The organism is Streptomyces sp. MUSC 14, from assembly GCF_001866675.1.
Taxonomy (GTDB): Bacteria; Actinomycetota; Actinomycetes; order Streptomycetales; family Streptomycetaceae; genus Streptomyces.
This window is the reverse complement of record NZ_MLYN01000044.1, coordinates 26,166-51,041: the sequence shown is the minus strand read 5'-3', so window position 1 is coordinate 51,041 and position 24,876 is coordinate 26,166. Positions and strand designations below refer to the sequence as shown.

Below are 24,876 nucleotides of genomic sequence, written 5' to 3'. Positions count from 1 at the left end.
AGCGGGCGCCCGCGGCCATCCGGAACGATCAGGCGGAGCCGCTCCCACCCCACGGGCCACCCGCCTGCGCCCGACAGGGAGGAGACCGACGCCATGTCCGACCGCGCCCCGCAGCCGGTGGAGCGTCAACTGCCCACGGAAGAGGCGAGGGATCTGCTCGCCCTCGTCCGTGAGATCGCCCAGCGCGAGATCGCGCCGAGGGCCGCCGAGGAGGAGGAAGCGGGCCGCTTCCCGCGCGAGGTCTTCACCCTGCTCTCCGAGTCGGGCCTGCTCGGCCTGCCCTACGGCGCCGAGTGCGGCGGCGGCGACCAGCCCTACGAGGTCTACCTCCAGGTCCTGGAGGAGCTGGCCATGGCCCGGCTCACCGTGGGCATGGGCGTCAGCGTGCACACGCTCGCCTCTTACGCGCTCGCCACCTACGGCACCAAGCAGCAGCAGGTCGAGCACCTGCCCGCGATGCTCGGCGGCGGTCTGCTCGGCGCCTACTGCCTCTCCGAGCCGTCCTCCGGTTCGGACGCCGCGTCCCTGCGGACGAAGGCCGTGCGGGAGGGCGACGGCTGGGTGCTGGACGGCACCAAGGCCTGGATCACCCACGGCGGGATCGCCGACTTCTACACCGTGATGGCCCGCACCGGCGAGGACGGCCCGCGCGGCATCACCGCCTTCCTGGTCCCCGGCGACGCACCCGGCCTCAGCGGGGCAGCGCCCGAGAAGAAGATGGGCCTGAAGGGCTCACCCACCGCACAGGTCCACCTCGACGGCGTCCGCATCGGGGACGACCGGCGGATCGGCGAGGAGGGTCAGGGCTTCTCGATCGCCCTGTCCGCGCTCGACTCCGGCCGGCTCGGCATCGCGGCCTGCGCGATCGGCCTCGCCCAGGCCGCGCTGGACCAGGCGGTCGCGTACGCCACCGAGCGCCGCCAGTTCGGCCGCCCCATCGCCGACTTCCAGGGGCTGCGCTTCATGATCGCCGACATGGCCACCCAGATCGAGGCCGGCCGCGCGCTCTACCTCGCGGCGGCCCGGCTGCGCGACGCGGGCCGGCCGTTCGCCCGGCAGGCCGCCATGGCCAAGCTGCACTGCACCGACACGGCCATGAAGGTCACCACGGACGCCGTGCAGATACTCGGCGGCTACGGCTACACCGCCGACTTCCCGGCCGAGCGCTACCTGCGCGAGGCCAAGGTCCTCCAGATCGTCGAGGGCACCAACCAGATCCAGCGGATGGTCATCGCCCGTCATGTGGCGGGACCCGAGGGTCGCTGAACTCCCCCCTGAGGACCGTGGGGGCCGCCAGCCTGGTCCACTCCGGGTCGTGGCGGCCCGGCAGGGTGCGGCCCCGGTCGGCCCAGGCCCGCATGAGGGCGCGGTAGATGGGCGGATCCTGCGGCGTCGGCGGAGGCGGAACCGATTCCGCCGGGCGTGGGACGAAGAGCCGGCGCTGACGCCCGGTGTCTTCGTACATGATGGTCATACCCGGGCAACGCCGTCCAGGCCGGACAGGTCACCGCCCCGTGGAATCGGGCGTCAGTTCACGGGCGTCCGGTTCCCGCTCTGGCCACCTCCCATCATCTGACGTACCGTCAGCGGACCGTCCACCAGGGGGTGTCCGTGGCCGACGACCGTCCCGTACCGCTCGACGAGTACCCCGTGCACCAGGTGCCGCTGTCCATGAAGCACGTGGCCACCGGGGACCGCAACGCCTACGACCGCTGCATCTTCCACGTCCTCGACCACGCCGGGCGGGCCCTGCTCATCCTGGGCCTCGGCGTCTACCCCAACCTCGGCGTGATCGACGCCTACGCCACCCTGCGCACCGGCGACACCCTGCACGCCGTCCGCGCCTGCGACGCCCTCGGCGAGGACCGCATGCGGCTCGCCGTCGGCCCGCTGCGCATCGAGGTCGCCGAGCCGCTGCGCCGGCTGCGCCTGAGCTGCGCGGACGAGCAGCTCTCGTACGACCTCACCTGGACGGCCGCCTTCCCCGCGCTGTGGGAGCCGCACCACCTCCAGCGCCGGGGCGACCGGCTCACCCTGGAGGGCCGCCGCTTCGTGCAGGCCGGCACCGCCGAGGGCGTGATCCGGGCCGGGGGAGAGGAGTTCCGGGTCACCGCCGCGGACTGGACCGGCACCCGGGACCGCAGCTGGGGCGTGCGGCCGATCCCGGGCGAGGACGGCGGACCGCTCGCCGAGAACCACCCCACCGAGGGCTTCCACTGGATCTGGTGCCCGGTCCGCTTCGAGGACCGCTTCCTGATGGTCGTCACCCAGGAGGACGCCGACGGCCACCGCTCCCTGAACGACGCGACCCTCGTCCGCCCCGGCCACCGCGACCGCCAACTGGGCTGGCCCCAGGCCGAGATCAGCTACCGCCCCGGCACCCGCCACCCGCAGCGGGCGGTGGTCCACCTGGGCGACGGCCGCAGCTCCCGGAAGCTCGACGTCGAGATCCTGACCTCCTCGCCGCTCGCCGTCGGCGCCGGCTACCCGCCCGCCGACGACTGGCAGCACGGCACCTGGCGCGGACCCGGCTGGACCGACCGCCGCACGTACGACATGACGGCGCCGCACCCGCTCGCCGCCTACGGCGTCACCGACCACTCCGCCCGCTTCCGGCTCGACGGACGCACCGGGTACGGCATCTTCGAACACGGCTCGTTCGGCCGGCACGACCCGAGCGGCTTCACCGGCTTCGACTCGGTCGCGCCCTGAGGGAGGAGCCCCGCATGCGCCCCCGCACCAGCACCCGCGACCCCGAGGAACTCGGCCGCCGCCTCACGGCCTGGCTCGGCACCCGGCTGCCCGGCGCCAAGGCCACCGGGATCACCGTCCCGGCCTCCAACGGCATGTCCAGCGAGACCCTGCTGTTCGACATCGAGCACCCCCGACCACCGCTGCGCTCCTGCGCGTTGCGGTTGGCCGCGGACCCGTCGGCGTACACCGTCTTCCCGGAGTACGACATGGCCCGCCAGTACCGCACCCTGCGCCTCGTGGCCGAGCGCACCGACGTGCCCGTGCCCCGGGTGCTGTGGCTGGAGGAGGACCCGGAGCCGCTCGGGGCGCCGTTCTTCGTCATGGCACGGGTGGCGGGCCGGGTGCCGCCGGACGTCATGCCGTACACGTACGAGGGCAGTTGGCTGCATGCGGCGAGCGAGGCGGAGCGTGAGCACCTGGAGGCGGCGACGATCGGGCTGCTGGCCCGGCTGCACGACCAAGTCCCGGCCGGGGAGGCCGACTTCCTGTCCATGCCCGGCGAGGGCGACGCGCTGCACCGCCATGTGTCGGCCCAACGCGCCTACTACGCCTGGGTGATCGACGGACTGCCCCGATCGCCACTGATCGAGGCCGCCTTCGACCGACTGGCCCGCATGTGGCCGGGCGAGCCCGGCGCACCCGTTCTCACCTGGGGTGACGCGCGCATCGGGAACGTGGTCTACGACGGCTTCGACCCCGTCGCGGTCCTCGACTGGGAGATGGCGGCGCTCGCACCGCGCGAGGTCGACCTCGGCTGGACGGTCTATCTGCACCGCTTCTTCCACGACCTCACGGTCGGCTCCGGGCAGCGCGGCCTGCCCGAACTCCTGCGCCGCGACCGGGTCGAGGCCCGCTACGCACGACTGACCGGGCACACCCCGCGCGACATGGACTTCTACATCCTCTACGCCGCCCTGCGGCACGCGATCGTCATGCTGCGCGTCGCCTATCGCCAGGTGCACTTCGGGGAGGCCGCCGTACCGGCGGACCCGGACACGCTGATCCTGCACCACGACAGTCTGCGCGCCATGGTGCAGGGCGTGTACGGGAGTTGAGCCGGGCCGGCCGACGGGGACCGCGGCGGCTCAGGCGGCCTGGTGGCGCATCTCCGGCATGCGCATCGGGCGTGAACCCGGGCCGCCGACGTGCGAGAAGGGCTGCGTCCGCCAGTCCAGACCCTGGGGCAGCGTGAGCAACAGGGCGGTGTCCTGCTCCTGCGGTTCGGCGGACTCGTCCGCCGAGCGGGCCTCGGCCGCCGCACGGCCCGTACCCGCACAGACCGTGAGCCCGAACGGGTTCCACGGTGAGACGCACAGCGCGTGCTCCGGCAGGATCTCCTCGTCCGCCAGCAGCGCGATCGGCTGCGCGCAGTCCGGGCAGATCACCCGGTACATCTCGAAGGTGTCGTAGGCGTCCAGTTCGTCGTCGAGGGCGTCGGGTTCGACGCACTCCGGCTCGGGCTCGACGACCGGCTGCTGCCGCTTGGACGTGGTGCGACCAGGGCGATGGACACTCTGCATGGGATTCTCCCCCTAAGGCTGGGCCGTGAAGGCGCTGCGGCCTCGACCACAGCAAGCACTTCCCGTCCGGTCCCGGGGGTAATCACGAGAACATCACGGAGACCGTTCGAGAAGTGTGTCGTTCGTCACATGCCACGTGCAGGTGCGTGCGCTGGGCGATTCGCGGTGCTTTTCGGCGCGAACCGGCCATGACCTGCGCTCTCGGCTACCCCAGGAGATCAGCCGCACGGTAGGTTTTGGCGCCATGGAGGAGCTGGACCGACAGATCGTGCAGCTGCTCGTCAAGGACGGGCGGATGAGCTACACCGACCTGGGCAAGGCCACGGGCCTGTCCACGTCGGCCGTGCACCAGAGGGTGCGGCGGCTCGAGCAGCGGGGCGTCATCCGCGGCTATGCCGCGGTGGTCGACCCCGAGGCCGTCGGGCTGCCGCTCACCGCCTTCATCTCGGTGAAGCCGTTCGACCCCAGCGCCCCCGACGACATCGCGGACCGCCTCGCCGGCGTCCCCGAGATCGAGGCCTGCCACAGCGTCGCCGGCGACGAGAACTACATCCTCAAGGTCCGCGTGGCCACCCCGCACGAGCTGGAGGAGCTGCTGGCCAGGCTGCGCAGCCTGGCGGGCGTCTCGACCCGGACGACCGTGGCGCTGTCGACGCCGTACGAGGCGAGGCCGCCGAAGATCTGACTCCCCGGCGGCGGGCGCACCGGGAGGTGCCCCTGGTGCGGCGCCGCCGCTGGGGCGAGAGAAACTGTCCGCTATGAGTGAGCGCACCGCCGAGCCCCCCAAGACCGTCCTCCTGCGCCGCGGCGAGGTGCACAGCCCCGCGGACCCGTTCGCGACGGCGATGGTCGTGGAGGCCGGCCACGTCGCCTGGGTCGGCTCCGAGGGCGCCGCCGACGCCTTCGCCGACGGCGTGGACGAGGTCGTCGACCTCGACGGCGCCCTGGTCACCCCCGCCTTCACCGACGCCCATGTGCACACCACGTCCACCGGCCTCGCCCTGACCGGCCTCGACCTGTCCGCGGCCCCCACGCTGGACGCGGCCCTCGCCCGGATCCGCGCGTTCGCCGCCGCCCGCCCGGACGACCGCGTGCTGCTGGGCCACGGCTGGGACGCCGCCCGCTGGCCCGGCGGCCGCCCGCCGACCCGCGCCGAACTGGACGAGGCCACCGGCGGCCGTCCGCTCTACCTCTCGCGGATCGACGTCCACTCCGCGGTCGTCACCACCGCCCTGCTGGACCTGGTCCCCGGCGACCTCCCGCGCACGGACGCCCCGCTCACGAAGGACGACCACCACGCCGTACGCCGGGCCGCGTACGCCGCCGTCACCCCGGCCCAGCGTGCCGAGGCCCAGCGCACCGCCCTGGCCCGCGCGGCCTCGCTCGGCATCGGCACGGTGCACGAGTGCGGCGGGCCGCAGATCTCCTCCGAGGACGACTTCACCGGCCTGCTCGCGCTCGCCGCCGAGGTGCCGGGTCCGCGGGTCGTCGGCTACTGGGCCGAGCGGGCCGACGAAGGTGTGGCCAGGGCGCGCGAACTGGGCGCCGTGGGAGCGGCCGGTGACCTCTTCGCCGACGGCGCGCTCGGCTCGCACACCGCCTGCCTGCACGAGCCGTACGCCGACGCCGCCCACACCGGCACCGGCTACCTGGACGCCGAGGCGATCGCGGCCCATGTCGTCGCCTGCACCGAGGCGGGCCTCCAGGCCGGCTTCCACGCTATCGGCGACGCCGCCGTGAGCGCCGTCGTGGAGGGCGTGCGCGCCGCCGCCGAGAAGCTGGGCCTCGCCCGCGTCCGCGCCGCCCGCCACCGTGTCGAACACGCCGAGATGCTCACCCCGGAGACGGTCGCCGGCTTCGCCGAGCTGGGCCTGATCGCCTCCGTGCAGCCCGCCTTCGACGCGCTGTGGGGCGGCGCGGACGGCATGTACGCGCGACGGCTGGGCGCGGAGCGGGCCCGCACCCTCAACCCGTTCGCGGCCCTGCTGCGTGCCGGCGTGCCGCTCGCCTTCGGCTCCGACAGCCCGGTGACCCCGCTCGACCCGTGGGGCACCGTGCGCGCCGCCGCGTTCCACCACACGCCCGAGCACCGGGTCTCCGTGCGCGCCGCGTTCGCGGCCCACACGCGCGGCGGCTGGCGGGCCGTGGGGCGGGACGACGCGGGGATCCTGGTGCCGGGCGCCCCCGCCGACTACGCGGTCTGGCGCACCGACGAGCTGGTCGTCCAGGCGCCCGACGACCGGGTGGCCCGCTGGTCGACCGACCCGCGCTCCGGCACTCCCGGCCTCCCTGACCTCACCCCGGGCCGCGACCTGCCGGTCTGCCTGCGCACGGTGGTGGGCGGACGAACAGTGTTCGTACGGCCGGGCGAGTGATCTACCGGGGTGGCGCGGCGCCGGCCGGTCGCCGCGGTCGCGCCGCCCGACCTGCGCATCCTCCCCGGCCGGACCGGCGCCCTCGCCGTCGTGGCCGGTCCGAGGGGTGTTTGACAGTCGGCGCCCACGGGCCGGTAGGTTCGTCCGAGTCCACCACCGGACGTCCGACCGGGGAGCGTTCACGCGACTCGTCGCAGCGCCGCTGGGTCAGGGATGGTGTGCCGCACCGGGCACCGTCACTGGGAGCCAGGCTCAGCGCCCGCGCCGACGAGGGAACGTTCCGGCCGGTCGGCAAGGTGTGACCCGGGTGGAGCCCGGCGCTCAGTAGACAACGGCTTTCGGTCGATCCGCAGCCAGCGGGTCCCAGGTCGGCCCGAAGGGCGCCGGGCCTCCATCCGCAGGGGCACAGGGGTCACAGAGGGCACAGGTGGCGGAAAGATACTCAATGCCCACCGCAAAGGGGCCGAAAAACGCGTTCTTACCCCACTCTTGTGGAATCGACACCACGATACGAACGATGTCGGCGCGACCGGCCAGGCCACGGCCACTATGGTGGGACCCCTGCGTACGACCAGAAGGGGCAGCAGTGAACGACGGCGACGGGACCCTGGACGCCAACACCCAGGGGAGGCAGTTCGGACCGCTCGGCACGGCCTTGGTGATCATTCCGACCTACAACGAGGCGGAGAACATCAAGACCATCGTCGGCCGGGTACGCAAGGCCGTCCCCGAGGCCCACGTGCTGATCGCGGACGACAACAGTCCCGACGGCACCGGCAAGCTCGCCGACGAACTGGCCGCCGAGGACGACCACGTCCAGGTGATGCACCGCAAGGGCAAGGAAGGCCTCGGCGCCGCCTACCTCGCGGGCTTCCGCTGGGGCATGGAGCACGACTACGGTGTCCTGATCGAGATGGACGCCGACGGCTCCCACCAGCCCGAGGAGCTGCCCCGGCTGCTCACCGCCCTCAAGAGCGCCGACCTGGTGCTCGGCTCCCGCTGGGTACCCGGCGGCCGGGTGGTCAACTGGCCCAAGTCCCGTGAGTTCATCTCGCGCGGCGGCAGCCTCTACTCCCGTATCGCCCTCGACCTGCCGCTGCGCGACATCACCGGCGGCTACCGGGCCTTCCGGCGCGAGACGCTCGAAGGCCTGGGCCTGGACGAGGTCGCCTCGCAGGGCTACTGCTTCCAGGTCGACCTCGCCCGCCGCGCGGTCAGGGCCGGCTACCACGTGGTCGAGGTCCCGATCACGTTCGTCGAGCGCGAACTCGGCGACTCCAAGATGAGCAAGAACATCCTCATCGAGGCGCTGTGGCGGGTCACCGCCTGGGGCGCCGGCGACCGTGTCGCCAAGCTCAAGGGCAAGCGGGCCTAGCGCCGACCCCTTATCCCGCGCTGAGGGGCTGCCAGGCACACTGGGAGCATGACGACTGGCGCTCCCACCTCCGCGTACACCACCCGGCCCCGGCGCTCCCGGCTGCGCAGGTATCTGCCGCTGGGAGTCGCCGCGTGGCTGGTGCTGGAGATCTGGCTGCTGACCCTGGTCGCGGGCGCGGCCGGCGGGCTCGCCGTCTTCCTGCTGCTCGTCGCGGGCCTCGTCGGCGGTTCCGTGGTCATCAAGCGGGCGGGCCGCCGCGCCTTCCAGAGCCTCAACGAGGCCTTGCAGCAGGGCGGTTCCCCGGCGCGCGGCGGCGGCAACGGCCTGATGATGCTGGGCGGCCTGCTGCTGATGATCCCCGGTCTCGTCTCCGACGCGGCCGGTCTTCTGCTGCTCGTGCCGCCGGTCCAGAAGGCCGTGAGCCGCTTCGCCGAGAGCGCCCTGGAGAAGCGGCTGGGCGCCGCGGCCCCGGGCAGTCTGGGCGACGCCTTCCAGCAGGCCCGTATGCACCGGCCCGACGGCAAGGTGGTGCAGGGCGAGGTCATCCGCGAGGACGGCGCGGGGCGGCGCCCGGAGCCGGGGGAGCAGTACCCGCCCCTGACGCGCTGAGCGTCCCGTGGCCGCACGAAGACCGCGGGCGCCGTACGTGAGATTCACGTACGGCGCCCGCGGTCTTGTCGTCTGCTGCGTTATGCGGACTTACGGCTGTCCCGAGGGTGAACCGCGATGTTCATCGCCCCCGAGCGCAGAACCGCCAGGCGCTCCTCAAGGACCTCTTCGAGTTCCTCACGGGTACGCCGCTCCATCAGCATGTCCCAGTGGGTACGCGCGGGCTTGGCCTTCTTCTCCTCAGGGCCGTCGCCGTCGACGAGGAGTGCCTGGGCCCCGCAGACCTTGCACTCCCACTCCGGCGGGATCTCCGCCTCGACCGAGAAGGGCATCTCGAAGCGGTGCCCCTTCTCACATGCGTACTCCACGGCCTGGCGCGGGGCCAGGTCGATACCGCGGTCCGTCTCGTAGCTGGTCACCACGAGGCGCGTACCGCGAAGAGCTCGCTCACTCATGAATCGTGCCTCCCGGGCTTGTCGCCCACAGGACAGGTGTCGCTGTCGTCGTCATCCGGTCAACGTCCGGTCGGCGGTAAAGATTCCCGTTCCGAGTCCCGTTCCGGGTCGTGCGTCGCCGTCGTAGCCGCCCCTTGTTGTACCCACCAGCGCCCGGTTTGTCACATCTGCTAGCAGATGTCACCCAGCGTTTCGGCATCTTTGACGCGCAGTAACGGTACGCCTGGCAGGCCAAACGCGTACACTACCGCCCTTTCGCCTTGAGCGCTAAATCCGCGTTAGATCTTTTCCGGGACGGGGTTCCCGGCCTCGGCGATCGCCCGCCGCACCGGAACCCGGGCGAGCAGGGCGAAACCGATCACGAAGAAGGCCACCAGCGAGATGATCGCGGAGCGATAACTGCCGGTCATCTGGTAGGTCACGCCGAACAGCAGCGGCCCCAGCCAGCTCATCCCGCGGTCGCTCATCTCGTACGCCGAGAAGTACTCGGCCTCCTTGCCGGGCGGCACGAGATGCGAGAACAGCGACCGGGACAGGGCCTGGCTGCCGCCGAGGACCAGGCCGATCCCGGAGGCCAGCACGAAGAAGAACACCGGCGCCTTCGCGGGCAGGAAGTAGCCGGCCGCCAGGGTGAGCGTCCAGGCCACCAGCGAGCCCAGGATCGTGCGCTGCGCGCCGTACGTCCGGGCCAGCCGCCCCATCGTCAGCGCCCCGGCCACCGCCAGCACCTGCACCAGCAGCACCGCCACGATCAGCGTCGACTGCCCGAGCCCCAGCTCCTGCGAGCCGTAGACCGAGGCCTGGGAGATCACCGTCTGGATGCCGTCGTTGTAGATCAGGTACGCCAGCAGGAACGACAGCGTCAGCGGATGCCGGCGCATGTCCCGGACCGTCGCCGCCAGCTGGCGCAGCCCGGGTGCCGTGGCGCGCTCCACGCGCGTGTGCCGGTCGCGCAGCCGGCTCAGCGGTACGAGCGTGAACGCGCCCCACCACAGGCCCGCCGCGGCCAGGCAGATCCGCACCGCCTCCGTCTGGGACAGCCCGAACGAGCCGTGCGCCGAGTACAGCACCAGGTTGGCGACGAGGACCGTGGAGCCCGCCGCGTAGCCGAAGGCCCAGCCCTGTGAGGAGATCGCGTCGCGTTCCTCGGGCGGGGCGATCTGCGGCAGGTACGAGTTGTAGAGCATCATCCCGACGGACTGCGCCGCGTTGGCCACGACGAGGAGCACCCCGCCGAGCAGATACCGGTTTCCGTCGAGGAAGAACATGCCCGTGGTCGCGGCCGCACCGGTGTACGCCGCCGCGGCGAGCAGGGGCTTCTTGCGGCCCGTGCGGTCGGCGGCGCTGCCCACCAGCGGCATCAGCACCACGGCCACGATGACCGAGAGGGACACCGAGTAGGCGAAGAAGGACCCCGCCCGGACCGGCACGCCCAGCGGATGCACGTAGCCGCCGGAGTCCGCGGCCCGCTCGGCGACCGAGGTGAGGTAGGGCCCCAGGAACACGGTCAGGACGCTCGTCGAGTAGACCGAGCAGGCCCAGTCGTAGAAGTACCAGCCGCGTTGCTCGCGCCGGAGGGCGGCGGTCTCGTCCGCAGCCCGTGTGCGCACGGTGTCTGTCTCCACCCGTGCCCTCGCTTTCCCCGCTGAACTGCGAAGGCTCGGGCCGCCGCGGGGCCGGTCAGGCCCAGACGCCGCGGTCCTCCATGACCTTGCGCAATGTGTCGATGTGATCGGTCATGATGCCATCGACACCCAGGTCCAGGAGCCGGTGCATGCGCTCCGGTTCGTTGACCGTCCACACGTGCACGTGCAGCCCGCGCGCGTGGGCGGCGCGAACGAAGCGCTGGTCGACCACCGGCACGCCCGACTGCGCCTCGGGTACCTGGGCGGCGACGGCGGAGCGGCGCACGGCGGCCGGCAGGCCCCACGAGCGCAGCCGCAGGCTGAGTACCCCGCGGGTGCCGAACGAGGTCGCGAGGCGCGGTCCGGCCAGCCGCTGGGCGCGCAGCACCCGTGCCTCGGAGAAGGAGCCCACGCAGACCCGGTCCCAGGCGTCCGTGCGCTCGATCAGGTCCAGCAGCGGCCGCAGGGCGGGCTCCGCCTTGACGTCGACGTTCCAGCGGACCCCGGGGAAGGCCTCCAGCAACTCCTCGAACAGCGGCACCGGTTCGCGACCGCCCACGCGTGCGTGCCGCACGTCTTCCCAGGGCAGGTCCGCGATCCGGCCCGCCCCGTCGGACACCCGGTCCAGGGTCGAGTCGTGGAAGGCGACGAGGCGGCCGTCCGCCGTGGCGTGCACATCGGTCTCGATGTAGCGGTAGCCCATCTCCACCGCGCGGTGGAACTGCGCCACGGTGTTCTCGATGCCGTCGGCGGCCCCGCCCCGGTGGGCGAAGGGGATGGGGCCTGGGTGGTCGAGGTACGGATGGCGCTTGGCCGGTGTCGTGAGGCTCACGGACGCAGTATCACTCGTTCCGGTGTCGCTTCGGCAACGACCGTGCTGCGGGCCGATTCCGCCGGGATGGCGAACACCCGGAGGAAGAGCTGCGCGAGCGGGCCGATGGACACCGCGTACAGCACGGTGCCCACGCCGATCGTGCCGCCCAGGAGGAAACCGGTGACCACCACCGCCACCTCGATCGTCGTCCGCGCCAGCCGGATCGAGCGGCCGGTGCGCCGGTGCAGCCCGGTCATCAGCCCGTCGCGGGGACCGGGGCCGAAGCGCGCGGAGATGTACAGGCCGGTCGCGGCGCCGTTCAGCACGATTCCCGCGAGCATCAGCGGGATCCGTACGGCGAGGGAGCGCGGGTCGGGGATCAGCGCGAGCGTGCCGTCCATGGCGAGGCCGATGGCGAAGACGTTGGAGACCGTGCCGAGTCCCGGGCGCTGGCGCAGCGGGATCCACAGCAGCAGCACCGCCGCGCCCACGACGATCGAGACCACGCCGATGGTCAGCCCGGTCAGCTTCGCGAGCCCCTGGTGCAGCACACCCCAGGGCTCCAGGCCGAGGCCCGCCGCCACGAGCAGCGCGGAACTCACGCCGTAGAGCGCGAGGCCGGCGTACAGCTGGATCAACCGCCGTACGAGACGATCGGTAGTGGACATGCAATACCCCCCTGGGTGGTGCCGGTGGCTTGACGCATGTCACTCTGTGGCTTGGGATGAAGAGTCATCCATGGCCAATTCGGGGAAGGTGGACTGATCGTCATGGCGCAGTGGACCTCTGCGATGGGTGCCGCGCAACTCGCCCGGCTCCTCAACTCCCAGCAGGAGCGCCCGGCCGGTCCGGGCACCCGTCGCCCGCCCGCGTACCGCGCCCTGGCCGACGGCATCCGGCTGCTGGTGCTCGAAGGGCGCGTGCCGGTCGCCGCCCGCCTCCCCGCCGAACGCGAACTCGCCCTCGGCCTGTCCGTGAGCCGTACCACCGTCGCGGCCGCGTACGAGGCGCTGCGCAGCGAGGGCTTCCTGGAGTCCCGGCGCGGCGCCGGCAGCTGGACCGCCGTGCCGGCCGGGAACCCGATTCCGGCCCGCGGCCTCGAACCCCTGCCCCCGGAGGCGCTGGGCTCGGTGATCGACCTGGGCTGCGCCTCGCTCCCGGCCCCCGAGCCCTGGCTGACCCGGGCCGTGCAGGGTGCCCTTGAGGAACTGCCGCCGTACGCCCACACGCACGGCGACTATCCGGCCGGGCTGCCCGCCCTGCGCGAGATGATCGCCGAGCGCTACACCGCGCGCGGGATTCCCACCATGCCCGAGCAGATCATGGTGACGACGGGGGCGATGGGCGCCATCGACGCGATCTGCCATCTGTTCGCGGGCCGCGGCGAGCGCATCGCGGTGGAATCCCCGTCCTACGCCAACATCCTCCAGCTGATGCGCGAGGCCGGCGCCCGCCTGGTCCCGGTCGCCATGGCCGAGGGGCTGTCGGGCTGGGACATGGACCGCTGGCGCCAGGTGCTGCGCGAGGCCGCGCCGCGCATCGCCTATGTGGTCGCCGACTTCCACAACCCCACCGGCGCGCTCGCCGACGAGGACCAGCGACGGCGGCTGGTGGACGCGGCGCGCTCGGCCGGCACCGTGCTCGTCGTGGACGAGACGATGACCGAGCTGTGGCTGGACGAGGGCATGGGCGCGGCGGACATGCCCCGCCCGGTGTGCGGGTTCGACCCGGCGGGTTCCACGGTGATCACGGTCGGCTCGGCCAGCAAGGCGTTCTGGGCGGGCATGCGCATCGGCTGGGTGCGGGCGGCGCCGGACGTGATCCGCAGCCTGGTCGCCGCGCGCGCGTACGCCGATCTCGGCACCCCGGTGCTGGAACAGCTCGCCGTCAACTGGCTCTTCAGTACCGGGGGTTGGGAGCAGGCGGTGGACCTGCGCCGCGCTCAGGCCCGGGAGAACCGGGACGCGCTGGTGTCGGTGCTCCGCCGTGAACTGCCCACCTGGGAGTTCGAGGTGCCGCAGGGCGGTCTGACCCTGTGGGTCCGCGCGGGCGGCCTGTCCGGTTCCCGGCTCGCCGAGGCGGGCGAGCGCACCGGCGTCCGTGTCCCCTCCGGCCCCCGCTTCGGCGTGGACGGCGCGTTCGAGGGCTATGTACGGCTGCCGTTCACCGTCGGGGGAGCGGTGGCTGAGGAGGCGGCGGTACGGCTGGTGGCCGCGGCCCGTCTGGTCGAGACGGGGGCGACGGGGGGCGTGGAGGCGCCGCGGACGTTCGTGGCCTGACGCCTCCTGGGCGGCTCCGCGGGCGGCGCCGATCGCGGAGTCCCTTACGTGGTCTCCGCCCCCACGGCTTCCGTGCTCGCCGCGGGTTTCGTCAGATCCGCCGGCTCCGGCGGCTGGATCTCCATCACCGCGGTCCGGGGCGGCAGCAGGTCCAGCACCGCGGCGCTGTCGGCGTCGCTCGTGGCGTCGTCGTACGGGTCCGGGGTGCGCGGCACCTGGAGGCGGTGCACCGGGCCGCAGCCCAGGCGGGCGTAGCCGCGACCGGGCGGGACGTGGGCCGGCGGCGTGGTGTGCGGCGGAGCGCCGAGCACCGCTTCCACCTCGCGGGGCGTGGTGGGACCGAGGACGACACGCGCGCGCGTGTGCTGCCGCACCACGTCGCTCAGCGCCTCCGCGCCGTCGAACTGCTCGGCCACCACGACGGTCACGTTGGCCGCACGGCCGTGCCGCAGCGGGACCTGGAGCAGGTCCTGCGGGTCCGGGCGGCTCTCCGAGCCGGCGAGGTGCGCGAGGACGGCCGGGCGGTCGAGGAGGATCCACAGCGGGCGGCGGGTGTCCGCGGGCGGCGGGTCGCCCGCCTGCCGGGCCAGGTTGATGGCGATGAGCCGGCGTTCGGTCTCCTGCGCGGCCCACTCCAGGCTCGCCAGGGCGCCGGGCAGCGCGCACTCCACGGCCATGACCCCGTCCCGGCCGGTCAGACACGTGTACTCGCCCGTGCCGCCGCCGTCGACGATCAGGACGTCGCCGTGCCGCAGCGCCTGGAGGGCGAGGGAGCGCAGCAGGGTCGACGCGCCGCTGCCCGGCTGGCCCACGGCCAGCAGGTGCGGCTCGGTGGAGCGCGCGCCGGTGCGCCAGACGACCGGCGGGACGTCGATCTGTTCCTCGCCGCAGGAGAGGGGGAGCGTGCGCTGGACCTCGCTCGGGTCGGTGAAGCCGAGGACGGTCTCGCCCGGCGCGGTGACGAAGTGCTGGGCGGCGATGTCGGTGGGCAGCGGGTCGAGGACGTTGACGGTGAGCTCGTTGCCCTCCTCGTCCCATCCGAAGTGGTATTCGCGGCCGCGTCCGGCCTTCGCGGTGAGCAGGTGCTCGATCCGTGCGCGGGCCTCGGGCTCGCCGTCCGGGAAGTAGGCGGGATAGCGGAGCACGAGGTGGCCGATGCGGCTGTCGTCGTCGAACTCGTGCGCCGCGAAGGCGTTCTCCCACTCCCCGCCGTGCGCGTACAGCGGCGCCGGGTCCTCGGGGTCGGTGAAGTACGGCACCAGGGCCTCGTAGAGGGACTGGAGCCGCTCGACGAGTTGGGACTCGTCCGGCCCTTCGGGGGCCGGCTCGGTGCGGTCGCGGCCGTACCAGGCCGCTGCCGCCATCACGGACATGACGGCGAGCAGCGGGCCGTACGGCGCCAGCGCCACGACCAGGACCACGGCTGCCACCAGGAACAGCAGTGGTCCACGCCTGTCCTCGGGCGTGTCCGCCCACTTGCGCCGCCCGGCCGTGGCCAGCCGGCGCATCCCGCGCGCGATGGTGATCAGCGGGTGGAGGACGTCGGTGGCACTGTCGGCCGCCGTCCGGGCCAGTTCCCGGCTCCGGACGAGCTGCATCCGGGCGATCTGGGCGCTGTCCTTGCTCAGGATGCGGGGGAGAGGGCGCCGGGCCACTGCTGTCTCCTGATGGTGCGTGCGGGCGGGACGGACCGGGTCAGAACTTGATGCCGCCGAGGAGGCTCGCCAGGCTCTCGCCGCCGGCCTTGATGCTCGGGGCGATGCCCGTGCTGGCGAGATAGAAGCCGAACAGGGTCGTCACGGTGGCGTGTGTGCCCTTCAGCCCGTCCTTGCGGAAGAAAAGGAAGACGACCACGCCGAGAATGATGACGCCGGACATGGAAAAGACCATTTGAGGCCTCCTGGTGTCGAGGGGGGACAGTCACCATGAGTTGTTCCAGGATCACAGGATGTGTCCATATGATAAAAGGTGCAAATGGGTGAAATGGGACCGATTTCCCTCGGTTGACGGAGCGGGTTCCGCCCGGCCGGCCGGGGCCGATGCTCCGAGTGGGGGTGTGAACGTGATCTTCACCTCGGGCGCATCGGGTCGTGTGCCCCGGGAGCCAGTACGCTGACGATTCACTCGTACGGCCGCGTTCCGCTCGCTGCCGTACGCTCCCTCCAAGTCACCGAAGTTCCCAGGAGAGGCGGTCCGGCCGATGAGCGAAGCCCCCGACCCCGAGGTCGTGGAGCTGGCGACCAAGATCTTCGATCTGGCCCGGCAGGGGCAGACCGAGGCGCTCGTGGCATACGTCGACGCCGGCGTCCCGGCCGACCTCACCAATGACCGGGGCGACTCGCTGGTGATGCTCGCCGCCTACCACGGCCATGCGGAGACGGTGCGCGAACTGCTCGTGCGCGGCGCGGCGGCGGACCACGTCAACGACCGAGGGCAGACACCGCTCGCGGGCGCCGTCTTCAAGGGCGAGGCCGAGGTCATCAAGGCGCTCCTGGCGGGCGGTGCCGATCCCGCCGCGGGCACGCCCTCCGCCGTCGACACCGCGCGCATGTTCGGCAAGACGGAAGTCCTGGAACTGTTCGGCGCATCCTGATGTATATGTCCTGACCAGGTACGACACACAAAACGGGGGAGGCGGTACAAGGCCGCCGGAAATACGGTCGCGGCAGCACACACCGCGGGTCATCATGACGACGTGATTCACGGACGCGATGGCTGGGCAGGTGTTGCCGCACCGCGCGGGCCGTGATGCGGTCCGCATGGGCCACCGACGAGAGGCAGAGAGAAATGGTCTACAGCAAGCAAGAGACGGCGGGCGCTCCGACGTTGTGTCACGCGGCCAGGTAGTTCGTGTTCCCCGGTTGCGTCGACGCTTGATGTGAGGCTGTTTCCCATGTTCGATCCGTTCATAGCGCCGAGCGGTACGCTGCTCGGCCTGTTGCAGCGGGGCCGCGGCGACGGCACGCTGCACGCGCTCACCGCGCCGCGCGCGGAAGCGCTCGCTGCGCTGAACCAGTGCGTGCTGCGCGACCCCCGCCAGGACTGGCAGGTGGAGAACCGCTCGCTCTACTACGCGCGCCTGTACCTCGACCTGAATGGCGAGCTGGACGCGATCGCGGCCCACCTCTTCGGCCCCGAGGACGTTCTCGACACCGACGAGTCCCGCACCGGTCTCGCCCTCGCCGTGCTCGGGCACCTCGCCTCCTACGGCAGGCTCGACGCGCTCGAACTGCTGCGGCGCTACGCCGCCACGGGCAGCAGCTGGGCGTGGGCCTTGGACGAGCTGGCCCTGCGGGACGACGACGCCGGCCTGCGCGCCCTCGCCGCCCCCGTGCTGGCCCGCTTCGGCACCGACGCCGAGGGCGAGGCCGAGCTGGCCGCCGCCGTCCGGGACGCCTTCGAGCCCCGGCCCTGGCGGCTGTGGGCGGAGGATCCGCGCGAATCGATCGCCACGCGTGTGCGTGCCGCGCAGGAGACCGGCTGTTTCGACCGCTGGCAGCGGCAGATGCAGCCGACCGGTCCCCGGCCGGGCTGGAGCGTGCGCGCCGTCTTCGAGTGGGCGCAGGCGGGCATGGACCGCGGCGCCGCACTCCATGTGCCGGCCGCCCGCTGTCTGGTCGCCGTGGCCGGCCCCGAGGACCGCGCGGAGATCGTCCAGGCCGCCCGGACCGGCACCGACGGCGCCCGCTGCACCGCCCTGCGCTACCTCGCCGACGGCAACGACGCCGAGGCCCTCGACCTGATCGAGGCCGCGGTCGCCGACGGCGCCACCGTCGTCGTGGAGGCCGCCGTCGACGCCTTCGAACGGATGCGCAGCGTCGCCGCCGTCGACCGCGCCCGCCGCTGGGCCCAGCGCCCCGACCCCCTCGGCGCCGCCGCGGGCCGCATGCTCGCCTGCCGGGGCGGCGCGCGCGACAAGGACCTGGTCCTCGGCGCCCTGCGCGAGGCCGTACGCGGCGAAGGCCCCGACGCGCCCACCCTGTGGACCCTCGTCGACGGCGCCGGACGTCTCGGCATCGCCTGCGCCGCCCCCGTCCTGCGGCACGTCTACCGCGAGACGGCCTCCTCCCACCTGCGTGGCCGCGCCGCCCACGCCCTGGCCGCCACCGACCCCTCCTTCGCCGCCGGCTTCGCCGTCGAATGCCTGTGGGACTGCGAGGAGACCACCCGCGAGATCGCCGCCCGGCACGCCGAGACCGGTGACACCCGGGTCGTGGAGCGCCTGCGCCGCCTGGCCGCCGATCCGGCTGAGGAGGCGGAGGTCCAGACGGCCGTCCGCAGCCGCTTCGGCCCCGACACCGCCGGCGGCTGACCCCCCCCACGCGTGCGTACGGAACGGGCGGACGGCCGCCCGCCGGGTGAACACGGGATGACCCACGGGTCAGGCGGCCATGACGGCCGTCTGACCTGCTCGGGTGTGCAGCCCAACGCTCACAGGACGTTCCCCGAGCGGAAAGATCGACGTTGACGCGGCCACTTCCAGCGCGGCGACAACACCCGTATGCGTGTCGTCATCGTGACCGAATCCTTTCCCCCCGATGTGAACGGCGTGGCCCACTGCGCGCTCCAGACCGCCCGGCACCTCGTTGATCGCGGTCACTCCCCGCTCGTCGTCGCGCCGGCCCCCGCTCCCGGCAGCGCGCCGGACACGGATGCCCCGTGCCCGGTCGTCCGCGTCCCTTCCCTCCCCTTGCCCGGCTACCCCCAGGTCCGCGTCGCCCTCCCCAGCCGGCGCCTCGCCGCGGCCCTCCTCCACCACCGCGCCGACCTGGTCCATCTCGCCAGCCCCTTCGTCCTCGGCGTCCGCGGGATGGCCGCCGCCGCCCGGCTCGGGATCCCCGCCGTCGCCGTCTACCAGACCGATCTCGCCGGGTACGCGCGGACGTACATGGGCGCCGGAGAAGCGGCCGCCTGGAGGCGGATCCGCTCCGTGCACTCCGCCGCCGACCGCACCCTGGCCCCCTCCAGCGCCGCCCTCACCGACCTGGAGGCCCACGGCGTGCCCCGGGTCCGGTTGTGGCCGCGCGGTGTGGACACCGTCCGTTTCAAGCCAGAGCACCGTGATGAGTCCCTGCACCGGGAACTCGCCCCGAACGGCGAACTGATCGTCGGCTACGTCGGCCGGCTCGCCCCCGAGAAGCACGTCGAACTCCTCGCCGGGGTCTGCGGGCTGGAGGGCGTGAAGGTCGTGGTCGTCGGTGACGGGCCGAGCCACGCCCACCTCGCCGAGGCGCTGCCCGGCGCCGCCTTCCTCGGCCGCCGCACCGGCCACGACCTCGCGCGGATCTTCGCCTCGCTGGACGTGTTCGCGCACACCGGCCCCTTCGAGACGTTCTGCCAGACCGTCCAGGAGGCCATGGCCAGCGGCGTCCCGGTCGTCGCGCCCGCCGCAGGCGGCCCGCTCGACCTGGTCGCCCACGAGCGCACCGGACTGCTCGTCCCGGCGCTCGACGCCGACGCCGTGACGGAGGCGGTGCGCACCCTGGTCACCGACCCCGACCGCCGGATCGCGTACGGCCTCGCCGCCCGCACCATGGTCGAGGGCCGCACCTGGGCCGCCGTCGGCGACCAGCTGATCGGGCACTACGGCGACGTCCTCGCGGCCCGGAAGACGGCGGTGGCGGCATGACCGGCACCGGCTCCTCCCTGCGCATCGTCCGCCTCGCCAACTTCGTCGCCCCCGCCTCCGGCGGCCTGCGCACCGCCCTGCGCGAACTCGGCAAGGGCTTCCGCGCGGCCGGCCACGAACCGGTGCTGATCGTGCCCGGCGAACGCCACACCGACCAGGACACCGAGCAGGGCCGCGTCATCACCCTGCCCGGCCCGCTGCTGCCCGGCACCGGCGGCTACCGCGTCCTCACCGACAAGCGGCGCGTGGCCGCCGTCCTGGAGGAGCTGGCCCCGGACCGCCTGGAGGTCTCCGACCGGACCACCCTGCGCTGGACGGGCCGCTGGGCCCGACGCGCGCGCGTGCCCGCCGTGATGGTCTCCCACGAGACCGCCGACGGCGTGCTGCGCACCTGGGGCCTGTCCGAGAACCTCTCCCGCAAGGCCGCCGACGCCCTCAACACCCGCACCGCGCACGTCTACTCGCGGGTGGTGTGCACCACGGAGTTCGCCGAGCGCGAGTTCGTCCGCATCGGCGCGCGCAACGTCGTACGCGCCCCCCTGGGGGTCGACCTGATGCAACGCCACCCCGCGCTGCGCGACCCCGCACTGCGCGAGCGCCACGCGCGCGGAGACGAGGCGCTGCTCGTGATGTGTTCCCGGCTCTCCGTCGAGAAGCGTCCCGGTACCGCCCTGGACGCCCTGGAGGCGCTGCTGCGGCGCGGCCGCAGGACCGTGCTCGTGGTCGCCGGGGACGGACCGCTCAAGGCCCGGCTGGAGCAGCGCGCGCGGGAGCGAGGGCTGCCGGTGACCTTCCTGGGGCACGTCTCCGACCGCAGCCTGCTCGGGGCGCTCCAGGCGTCCGCCGACATAGCCCTGGCGCCCGGGCCCGCCGAGACCTTCGGGCTGGCCGCGCTGGAGGCCATGGCCTGCGGCACCCCCGTCGTGGCCAGCGCCTCCTCCGCGCTGCCCGAGGTGATCGGGTCCGCGGGCGCGACCGCGGCCGACCACGGCGAGGCCTTCGCCGACGCCGTCGACATGCTCCTGGAACGCGGCGAACCCGAGCGCCGCGAGACGGCACGCGCGCGTGCCGAGTGCTTCGGGTGGGGTACGGCCGTGGAGGCGTTCCTCGCCGCGCACGACGCCCCGGTGACCGCGCCCCGTCGCGGTGCCGTCGCGGAGGGCGTGGCATGAGAGCCGTCCGCTTCGTCGCCCTCGGTGACTCGCTGACCGAGGGCGTGGGCGACCCCGTGGGCACCGGCTGGCGGGGCTGGGCCGCGCTGCTGGCGCCGTCCCTCGCGGGGGAGGTGGAGTTCACCAACCTCGCCGTCAGCGGGGCGCAGACCCGGGACGTGGGAGAGCGACAGCTCCCGGCCGCCCTCGCCCTGCGCCCGGACGTGGCCTGCGTGGTCGTCGGTGTCAACGACACCCTGCGCCACACCTTCGACATCCGCGCGGTGGCCGCCCGCCTCGACGAGGCCTACGCCGCCCTCACCCGGCAGGGCGCCACCCTGCTCACCGCCTGCCTGCCCGACCCCGGCGCGATGCTGGGGCTCCCCGGCGCCCTCGCCTGCCCGCTGGCCCGCCGGCAGCGCGCGGTCAACACCGTCGTGCACACGCTGTCCGAGCGGTACGGCGCCGTCCATCTGCACGCGACCGGCGGCACCTGGATCACCGACCGGGCCCTGTGGAGCGCGGACCGGCTGCACCCGAGCGAGCGCGGGCACCGGCAGTTCGCCGCCCACTTCCACGGCCTGCTCGCCGAGGCGGGCCGGGCGAGCGGCCAACCTCCCTCGCCCGAGCCGGAGTTCCCCGCGCCGACCCGTACGGCGAGCCTGCTGTGGCTGGCCACCGCCGGCACCGGGTGGGTGGTGCGGCGGTGCAAGGACCTGCTGCCCCAGCTGCTGCGTCTCGCCGCCGACGAGATGCGCCACCGGGCCCGCGGGACCAGCGCCCGGCTCGACCGGAGCGCGTCGGCGGAGGTGTCCGCGGCCCTGGCCGCCCTGCCGGCGCGCACCGGTGCCACCGACGGGGCACAGCTGCGCCGTGTCGTCGTGAACCGCGCCGCAGCGCCCGGCGGTGCCGGTCACCGCGCGGAGGCGGAATCGCCGGCGTCCCACCGGGAGGACGCGGAGGTGGCGGCGAACGGAGTCGGCTAGACGCGCTGGAGATGAATCGTTCAACGATCCGACAATGCCCATGTTGTCTCGTTCCGCTTGTCTGCGATTGAATTCCCGGCATGGCAGAGCAGCTGACGGGACTGGCCGGCGACCGGGCCCTCCTCGGGCGTACGAGCACGGCCGAGCGCGTGTCGGACATCCTCCGCAGCCGTATCGCCGACGGGTACTTCCCGCCCGGCACGCGGCTGTCGGAGGACGGCATCGGCGGGGCGCTCGGGGTCTCCCGCAACACCCTGCGCGAGGCCTTCCGGCTGCTCACGCACGAACGCCTGCTGGTCCACGAGCTGAACCGGGGCGTGTTCGTCCGGGTCCTGACGGTCGAGGACGTCGAGGACATCTACCGCGCGCGCACGCTGGTCGAGTGTGCCGTCGTCCGCGGGCTCGGCGAGCCGCCGTACCCGCTGGGCGGGCTCGCCGCAGCCGTCGCCGAGGGCGAGACGGCGGCCGCCGCGACCGACTGGAAGGCGCTGGGCACCGCCAACATCCACTTCCATCGCGAACTGGTCGCCCTCGCCGGCAGCGAACGCACCGACGAACTGATGCGCAGCGTCTTCGCCGAACTGCGGCTCGCCTTCCACGTCGTGGACGACCCGCGCCGGCTGCACGAGCCGTACCTCGCCCGCAACCACCAGATCCTCCGGGCGCTCCGGACCGGTGACCGGCTCGGGGCGGAGGAACTGCTGGAGACCTACCTCACCGACTCGCTGGAGCGGGTGGTGGAGGTGTACCGGCGCAGGGTGGGCGAGGAGGGCGCCGGGCTCTGTTGAGCCTGTGTGACGCCCGTCGCTTCTGCGTCGTTTGGGTCGATGTCAGACCGAGGACCTAGTCTGTGCACCGTGACTTCACCCGCATCGACGGACAGTGTTCCGCCCCAGCTCAGCGCCGCGGCGCGCCCGGCTCCGGGCCCGGCCGCCGACGAGGGGCTGGCGCGGCGGCTGCGCGCGCTCGCCTGCACGGCGCCGCTGCACGACCTCGACGCGCGCAAGGCCAACCTCGCCGGTGAGTACTCGGTGTACGGAATGGCCGAGGTGGCCCTGGCCGCCATCGACCTCGTCACGCTCAACATGGACTTCGACACCGGCGCGGACCACGAGCAGATCGTGGCCCGGCTGATCCCGCGCATCGCCGCCCAGGCCCCGCAGCGGCCCACCGGCGAGCACGAGCGCGTGGCCCGCTGGGTCCTGGAGAACCTGATCAACGTCGGCAGCGTCGACCGCGGCTTCCGCGCCGTGTACGGCACCTTCGGCGCGGACGGCACATACGTCCGCCGGGACTACGACTTCAAGCTGATCGAAGAGGTCCCCGGCCCCGGCGGCACGGTCTACCTGCGCACCACCGACGAAGCGGTCAACGTCCTGGTCGGCGCCCTGGACACCGACGTCACCAGTGCCCAGATCGCCGCCGAGGTCAAGCTCGAAGTGCTGATCAACCGCGGCCGGCTGGCCGACGCCCAGCTCGCCGCCGAGCAGGCCCGCTACCGCACGGTGCAGTACTCCGAGACCCTGCGCCGCGCCCTGGAGGCCACCCGCCGCAACGTCCGCGCGGTCGACTGGCTGAACTCCGTACCGGACATGATCGCCGAGGCCCTGGACCACGTGGCGGACCGCTACCGCCACGAGAACGCGATCCTCACCAACATCCGCAAGGCCCGCGACGAGACCGAGGAGCCCGAGCACAAGCGCCGCGCCGCCGAGCTCGTCGACATCGTCAAGGACTGCATCCGGCGGCACACCCAGCTCCAGTCCCGCCTGCTGGAGGCCGGTCCGCTCTTCCGCGCCGAGCAGGACCGGCAGGCCTTCGCCACCGCGGCTACGACGTCCGGAACGGACCTGTACGGCCATCTCGTCGCCCCCGTCCTGCCGCTGCCCCTGGAGCAGGCGATCCGGGTCACGGACGCCTTCTTCGCCCAGGGCACGGGCCTGCGCACGCCGGTCTCCGTGCGCGTGGCGGACCTCGTCGACATACTGCTGACCCCACCCGTCGAACGGGAGCACCTGGGCGCGGAGATGCCCGAACCCGACCTGATCGCCACGCCCGACGACAGCCGGTTCAGCGAGGAGCAACTCATCGCCGCGACGGAGCTGCTGGACCTCCCGGCCGACGCACCGCGCAGGCTGTCGGGGCTGCTGGCCGAGGCCCGCCGCACCGGTGACCCCGATCTCGCCTATCTGGTGGCCCTCTTGGCGGTGCACGCGGCCAGCCCGGCCGTCGGCACCGCGTACCGGCAGGGCGAGGAGAAGCTCCTGTTCGCCGTGGACGACGGGACCGAGCTGGACGATCCCGAGTTCGGCGGGGCGGACCTGATCGTGGGCACCGCGCTGCTGGACGCGGCGGGGATGGCGGCGGACCGGACGGAAGCAGCATGACCGAGCAAGCACGCGACAAGGAGCCGAAGCCGTGACCGAGCACGTCGACTGGAGTGAGCCCGAGCCCGCCGCCGCGCCGGCCGGTGCCGCCGTCACCCCCGCCGACGCCGCCGACGCGGCGCGGCTCGTCGCCTTCGGCCTGCAGCCCAAGGTGCAGCCCGCGCGCGACCAGGAGTACACGGAGCTGCTGCGCCGCTACCGCGAGGACCCGGCGTTCGCGCGGCTCGCCGACGCCGTCGCCGCCGGCCTCGGCCTCGTCGTGCTGGAGGTGTCCCCGCGCGCGGGGATGGCCGTGACGGCCGCCGAGGACTCCGTGTTCGCCGTCCGCATGGGCGACTACGCGCGTCGCACCGCCGCCGACTCCGGCGACCGCTTCCTGCACGGCCTCGCCCATCTCGCCGCCGCCGCACTGGCGTTCCCGCGCCCCGAGGACCTGGCCGACGACTCCTACATCGGCCGCGTCACGGTCAACGGCGTCGACGGCTTCGTACGCCAGGCCTGCCGGCGCCTGGAGGAGCGGGCCGAGCAGCAGGGCGAGAACACCGACCCGGCGACCGACGCGCCCGGCCTGGAGGCCGCCTGGCGGATCTGGGCCAGACGCAGCGCCACCGGCGCCACCAAGGACGCCCGCCGCCCCGCGGCCTCCACCACCGGCATCGTCGCCAAGGCGCTCGTCTTCCTCACCGACTCGGGCTTCCTCCAGCGCACCGGCGACGACGGCGGCGGCACGTACCGCACCACGGCCCGCTACCAACTCCAGGTCCGCGACATGGCCGGCGCCGCGGCGCTGGCCGAACTGCTCGACCTGGGCATCGTCCCGGTGACCGACGGCACGGCCAGCCTGCTGCCCGCCGAGGACACCGAGGACCTGGAACTGGTGGCCGACGCCGGACTGCCGTTCCACTCCTGAGGCC

Annotated in this window: 23 protein-coding genes; 16 read left to right on the top strand and 7 right to left on the bottom strand. The window is 73.3% G+C overall.

Annotation, left to right across the window (positions count from 1 at the left end):
- The first annotated feature begins 93 nt into the window (after positions 1–93).
- The 3 genes from BIV25_RS27305 (at position 94) to BIV25_RS27290 (ending at position 3,809) form a co-directional block, all read left to right on the top strand.
- Positions 94–1,266 (top strand): acyl-CoA dehydrogenase family protein, encoded by a 1,173-nt coding sequence (locus tag BIV25_RS27305; RefSeq protein WP_071375092.1) that lies wholly within the window; start codon positions 94–96, stop codon positions 1,264–1,266.
- Positions 1,267–1,611: 345 nt separating this feature from the next.
- Positions 1,612–2,712 carry a hypothetical protein gene (locus BIV25_RS27295; RefSeq protein ID WP_071375136.1) on the top strand — a complete coding sequence of 367 codons (1,101 nt, stop codon included), beginning with the start codon at positions 1,612–1,614 and terminating at the stop codon, positions 2,710–2,712.
- A 14-nt stretch (positions 2,713–2,726) separates the two neighbouring features.
- Entirely contained in the window at positions 2,727–3,809 is a 1,083-nt protein-coding gene (locus BIV25_RS27290; RefSeq protein ID WP_071375090.1) for a phosphotransferase family protein, read from the top strand.
- Between the two features lie 30 nt (positions 3,810–3,839).
- Here BIV25_RS27290 and BIV25_RS27285 read toward each other — a convergent pair whose 3' ends face one another.
- Positions 3,840–4,274: a hypothetical protein gene (locus BIV25_RS27285; RefSeq protein ID WP_071375089.1), complete on the bottom strand. Its 435-nt coding sequence runs from the start codon at positions 4,272–4,274 to the stop codon at positions 3,840–3,842.
- A 244-nt stretch (positions 4,275–4,518) separates the two neighbouring features.
- On the opposite strand from BIV25_RS27285, the gene BIV25_RS27280 reads away from it, so the two are divergent.
- The 4 genes from BIV25_RS27280 to fxsA all read left to right on the top strand — a co-directional run bounded on the left by BIV25_RS27280 (position 4,519) and on the right by fxsA (position 8,636).
- A complete protein-coding gene (locus BIV25_RS27280; protein ID WP_071375088.1) occupies positions 4,519–4,959 on the top strand; it encodes an Lrp/AsnC family transcriptional regulator in 441 nt (146 codons plus the stop codon).
- Positions 4,960–5,032: 73 nt separating this feature from the next.
- Positions 5,033–6,649 (top strand): amidohydrolase, encoded by a 1,617-nt coding sequence (locus BIV25_RS27275; protein WP_071375087.1) that lies wholly within the window; start codon positions 5,033–5,035, stop codon positions 6,647–6,649.
- A gap of 586 nt (positions 6,650–7,235) precedes the next feature.
- Positions 7,236–8,024 carry a polyprenol monophosphomannose synthase gene (locus BIV25_RS27270; RefSeq protein ID WP_071375086.1) on the top strand — a complete coding sequence of 263 codons (789 nt, stop codon included), beginning with the start codon at positions 7,236–7,238 and terminating at the stop codon, positions 8,022–8,024.
- 48 nt (positions 8,025–8,072) lie between these two features.
- Positions 8,073–8,636 (top strand): FxsA family membrane protein, encoded by a 564-nt coding sequence (fxsA, locus tag BIV25_RS27265; protein ID WP_071375085.1) that lies wholly within the window; start codon positions 8,073–8,075, stop codon positions 8,634–8,636.
- An 80-nt stretch (positions 8,637–8,716) separates the two neighbouring features.
- Here fxsA and BIV25_RS27260 read toward each other — a convergent pair whose 3' ends face one another.
- From BIV25_RS27260 to BIV25_RS27245, 4 genes are all read right to left on the bottom strand, one after another.
- On the bottom strand, positions 8,717–9,091 hold the full coding sequence (locus BIV25_RS27260; RefSeq protein ID WP_003977404.1) for an RNA polymerase-binding protein RbpA: 375 nt from the start codon (positions 9,089–9,091) through the stop codon (positions 8,717–8,719).
- Between the two features lie 278 nt (positions 9,092–9,369).
- Positions 9,370–10,716, bottom strand: coding sequence for an MFS transporter (locus tag BIV25_RS27255; RefSeq protein ID WP_071375084.1), 1,347 nt, complete (start codon positions 10,714–10,716; stop codon positions 9,370–9,372).
- Between the two features lie 55 nt (positions 10,717–10,771).
- Positions 10,772–11,548, bottom strand: a complete 777-nt coding sequence (locus tag BIV25_RS27250; RefSeq protein WP_071375083.1) for a glycerophosphodiester phosphodiesterase — start codon at positions 11,546–11,548, stop codon at positions 10,772–10,774.
- Positions 11,545–12,198, bottom strand: a complete 654-nt coding sequence (locus BIV25_RS27245) for a YitT family protein (RefSeq protein WP_071375082.1) — start codon at positions 12,196–12,198, stop codon at positions 11,545–11,547. The genes BIV25_RS27250 and BIV25_RS27245 overlap by 4 nt, the downstream gene beginning before the upstream one ends.
- Positions 12,199–12,300: 102 nt before the next feature.
- Between BIV25_RS27245 and BIV25_RS27240 the strand changes: the two genes are divergently transcribed.
- Positions 12,301–13,809, top strand: a complete 1,509-nt coding sequence (locus BIV25_RS27240; RefSeq protein WP_071375081.1) for a PLP-dependent aminotransferase family protein — start codon at positions 12,301–12,303, stop codon at positions 13,807–13,809.
- Between the two features lie 44 nt (positions 13,810–13,853).
- On the opposite strand, the gene BIV25_RS27235 is transcribed toward BIV25_RS27240, so the two are convergent.
- Both BIV25_RS27235 and BIV25_RS27230 read right to left on the bottom strand, forming a co-directional pair.
- Positions 13,854–15,464, bottom strand: a complete 1,611-nt coding sequence (locus BIV25_RS27235) for a hypothetical protein (protein ID WP_071375080.1) — start codon at positions 15,462–15,464, stop codon at positions 13,854–13,856.
- Between the two features lie 40 nt (positions 15,465–15,504).
- Positions 15,505–15,699, bottom strand: coding sequence for a hypothetical protein (locus BIV25_RS27230; protein WP_071375079.1), 195 nt, complete (start codon positions 15,697–15,699; stop codon positions 15,505–15,507).
- 310 nt (positions 15,700–16,009) lie between these two features.
- Between BIV25_RS27230 and BIV25_RS27225 the strand changes: the two genes are divergently transcribed.
- The 8 genes from BIV25_RS27225 to BIV25_RS27190 all read left to right on the top strand — a co-directional run bounded on the left by BIV25_RS27225 (position 16,010) and on the right by BIV25_RS27190 (position 24,872).
- On the top strand, positions 16,010–16,402 hold the full coding sequence (locus tag BIV25_RS27225) for an ankyrin repeat domain-containing protein (protein WP_071375078.1): 393 nt from the start codon (positions 16,010–16,012) through the stop codon (positions 16,400–16,402).
- Between the two features lie 300 nt (positions 16,403–16,702).
- Positions 16,703–18,121, top strand: coding sequence for a hypothetical protein (locus tag BIV25_RS27220; protein WP_071375077.1), 1,419 nt, complete (start codon positions 16,703–16,705; stop codon positions 18,119–18,121).
- 189 nt (positions 18,122–18,310) lie between these two features.
- A complete protein-coding gene (locus BIV25_RS27215) occupies positions 18,311–19,438 on the top strand; it encodes a glycosyltransferase family 1 protein (protein WP_071375076.1) in 1,128 nt (375 codons plus the stop codon).
- On the top strand, positions 19,435–20,610 hold the full coding sequence (locus BIV25_RS27210) for a glycosyltransferase (RefSeq protein WP_071375075.1): 1,176 nt from the start codon (positions 19,435–19,437) through the stop codon (positions 20,608–20,610). The genes BIV25_RS27215 and BIV25_RS27210 overlap by 4 nt, the downstream gene beginning before the upstream one ends.
- The gene (locus tag BIV25_RS27205; RefSeq protein ID WP_079176921.1) at positions 20,607–21,575 is read left to right on the top strand and encodes an SGNH/GDSL hydrolase family protein; all 969 of its coding nucleotides are present in this window, start codon (positions 20,607–20,609) and stop codon (positions 21,573–21,575) included. Before BIV25_RS27210 ends, BIV25_RS27205 begins: the two co-directional genes overlap by 4 nt.
- 80 nt (positions 21,576–21,655) lie before the next feature.
- Positions 21,656–22,363 carry a GntR family transcriptional regulator gene (locus tag BIV25_RS27200; protein ID WP_071375074.1) on the top strand — a complete coding sequence of 236 codons (708 nt, stop codon included), beginning with the start codon at positions 21,656–21,658 and terminating at the stop codon, positions 22,361–22,363.
- 69 nt (positions 22,364–22,432) lie between these two features.
- Positions 22,433–23,962, top strand: a complete 1,530-nt coding sequence (locus tag BIV25_RS27195) for a hypothetical protein (RefSeq protein WP_071375073.1) — start codon at positions 22,433–22,435, stop codon at positions 23,960–23,962.
- A gap of 31 nt (positions 23,963–23,993) precedes the next feature.
- Complete coding sequence (locus BIV25_RS27190) at positions 23,994–24,872, top strand: hypothetical protein (RefSeq protein ID WP_071375072.1); 879 nt, start codon at positions 23,994–23,996, stop codon at positions 24,870–24,872.
- Positions 24,873–24,876 lie beyond the last annotated feature (4 nt).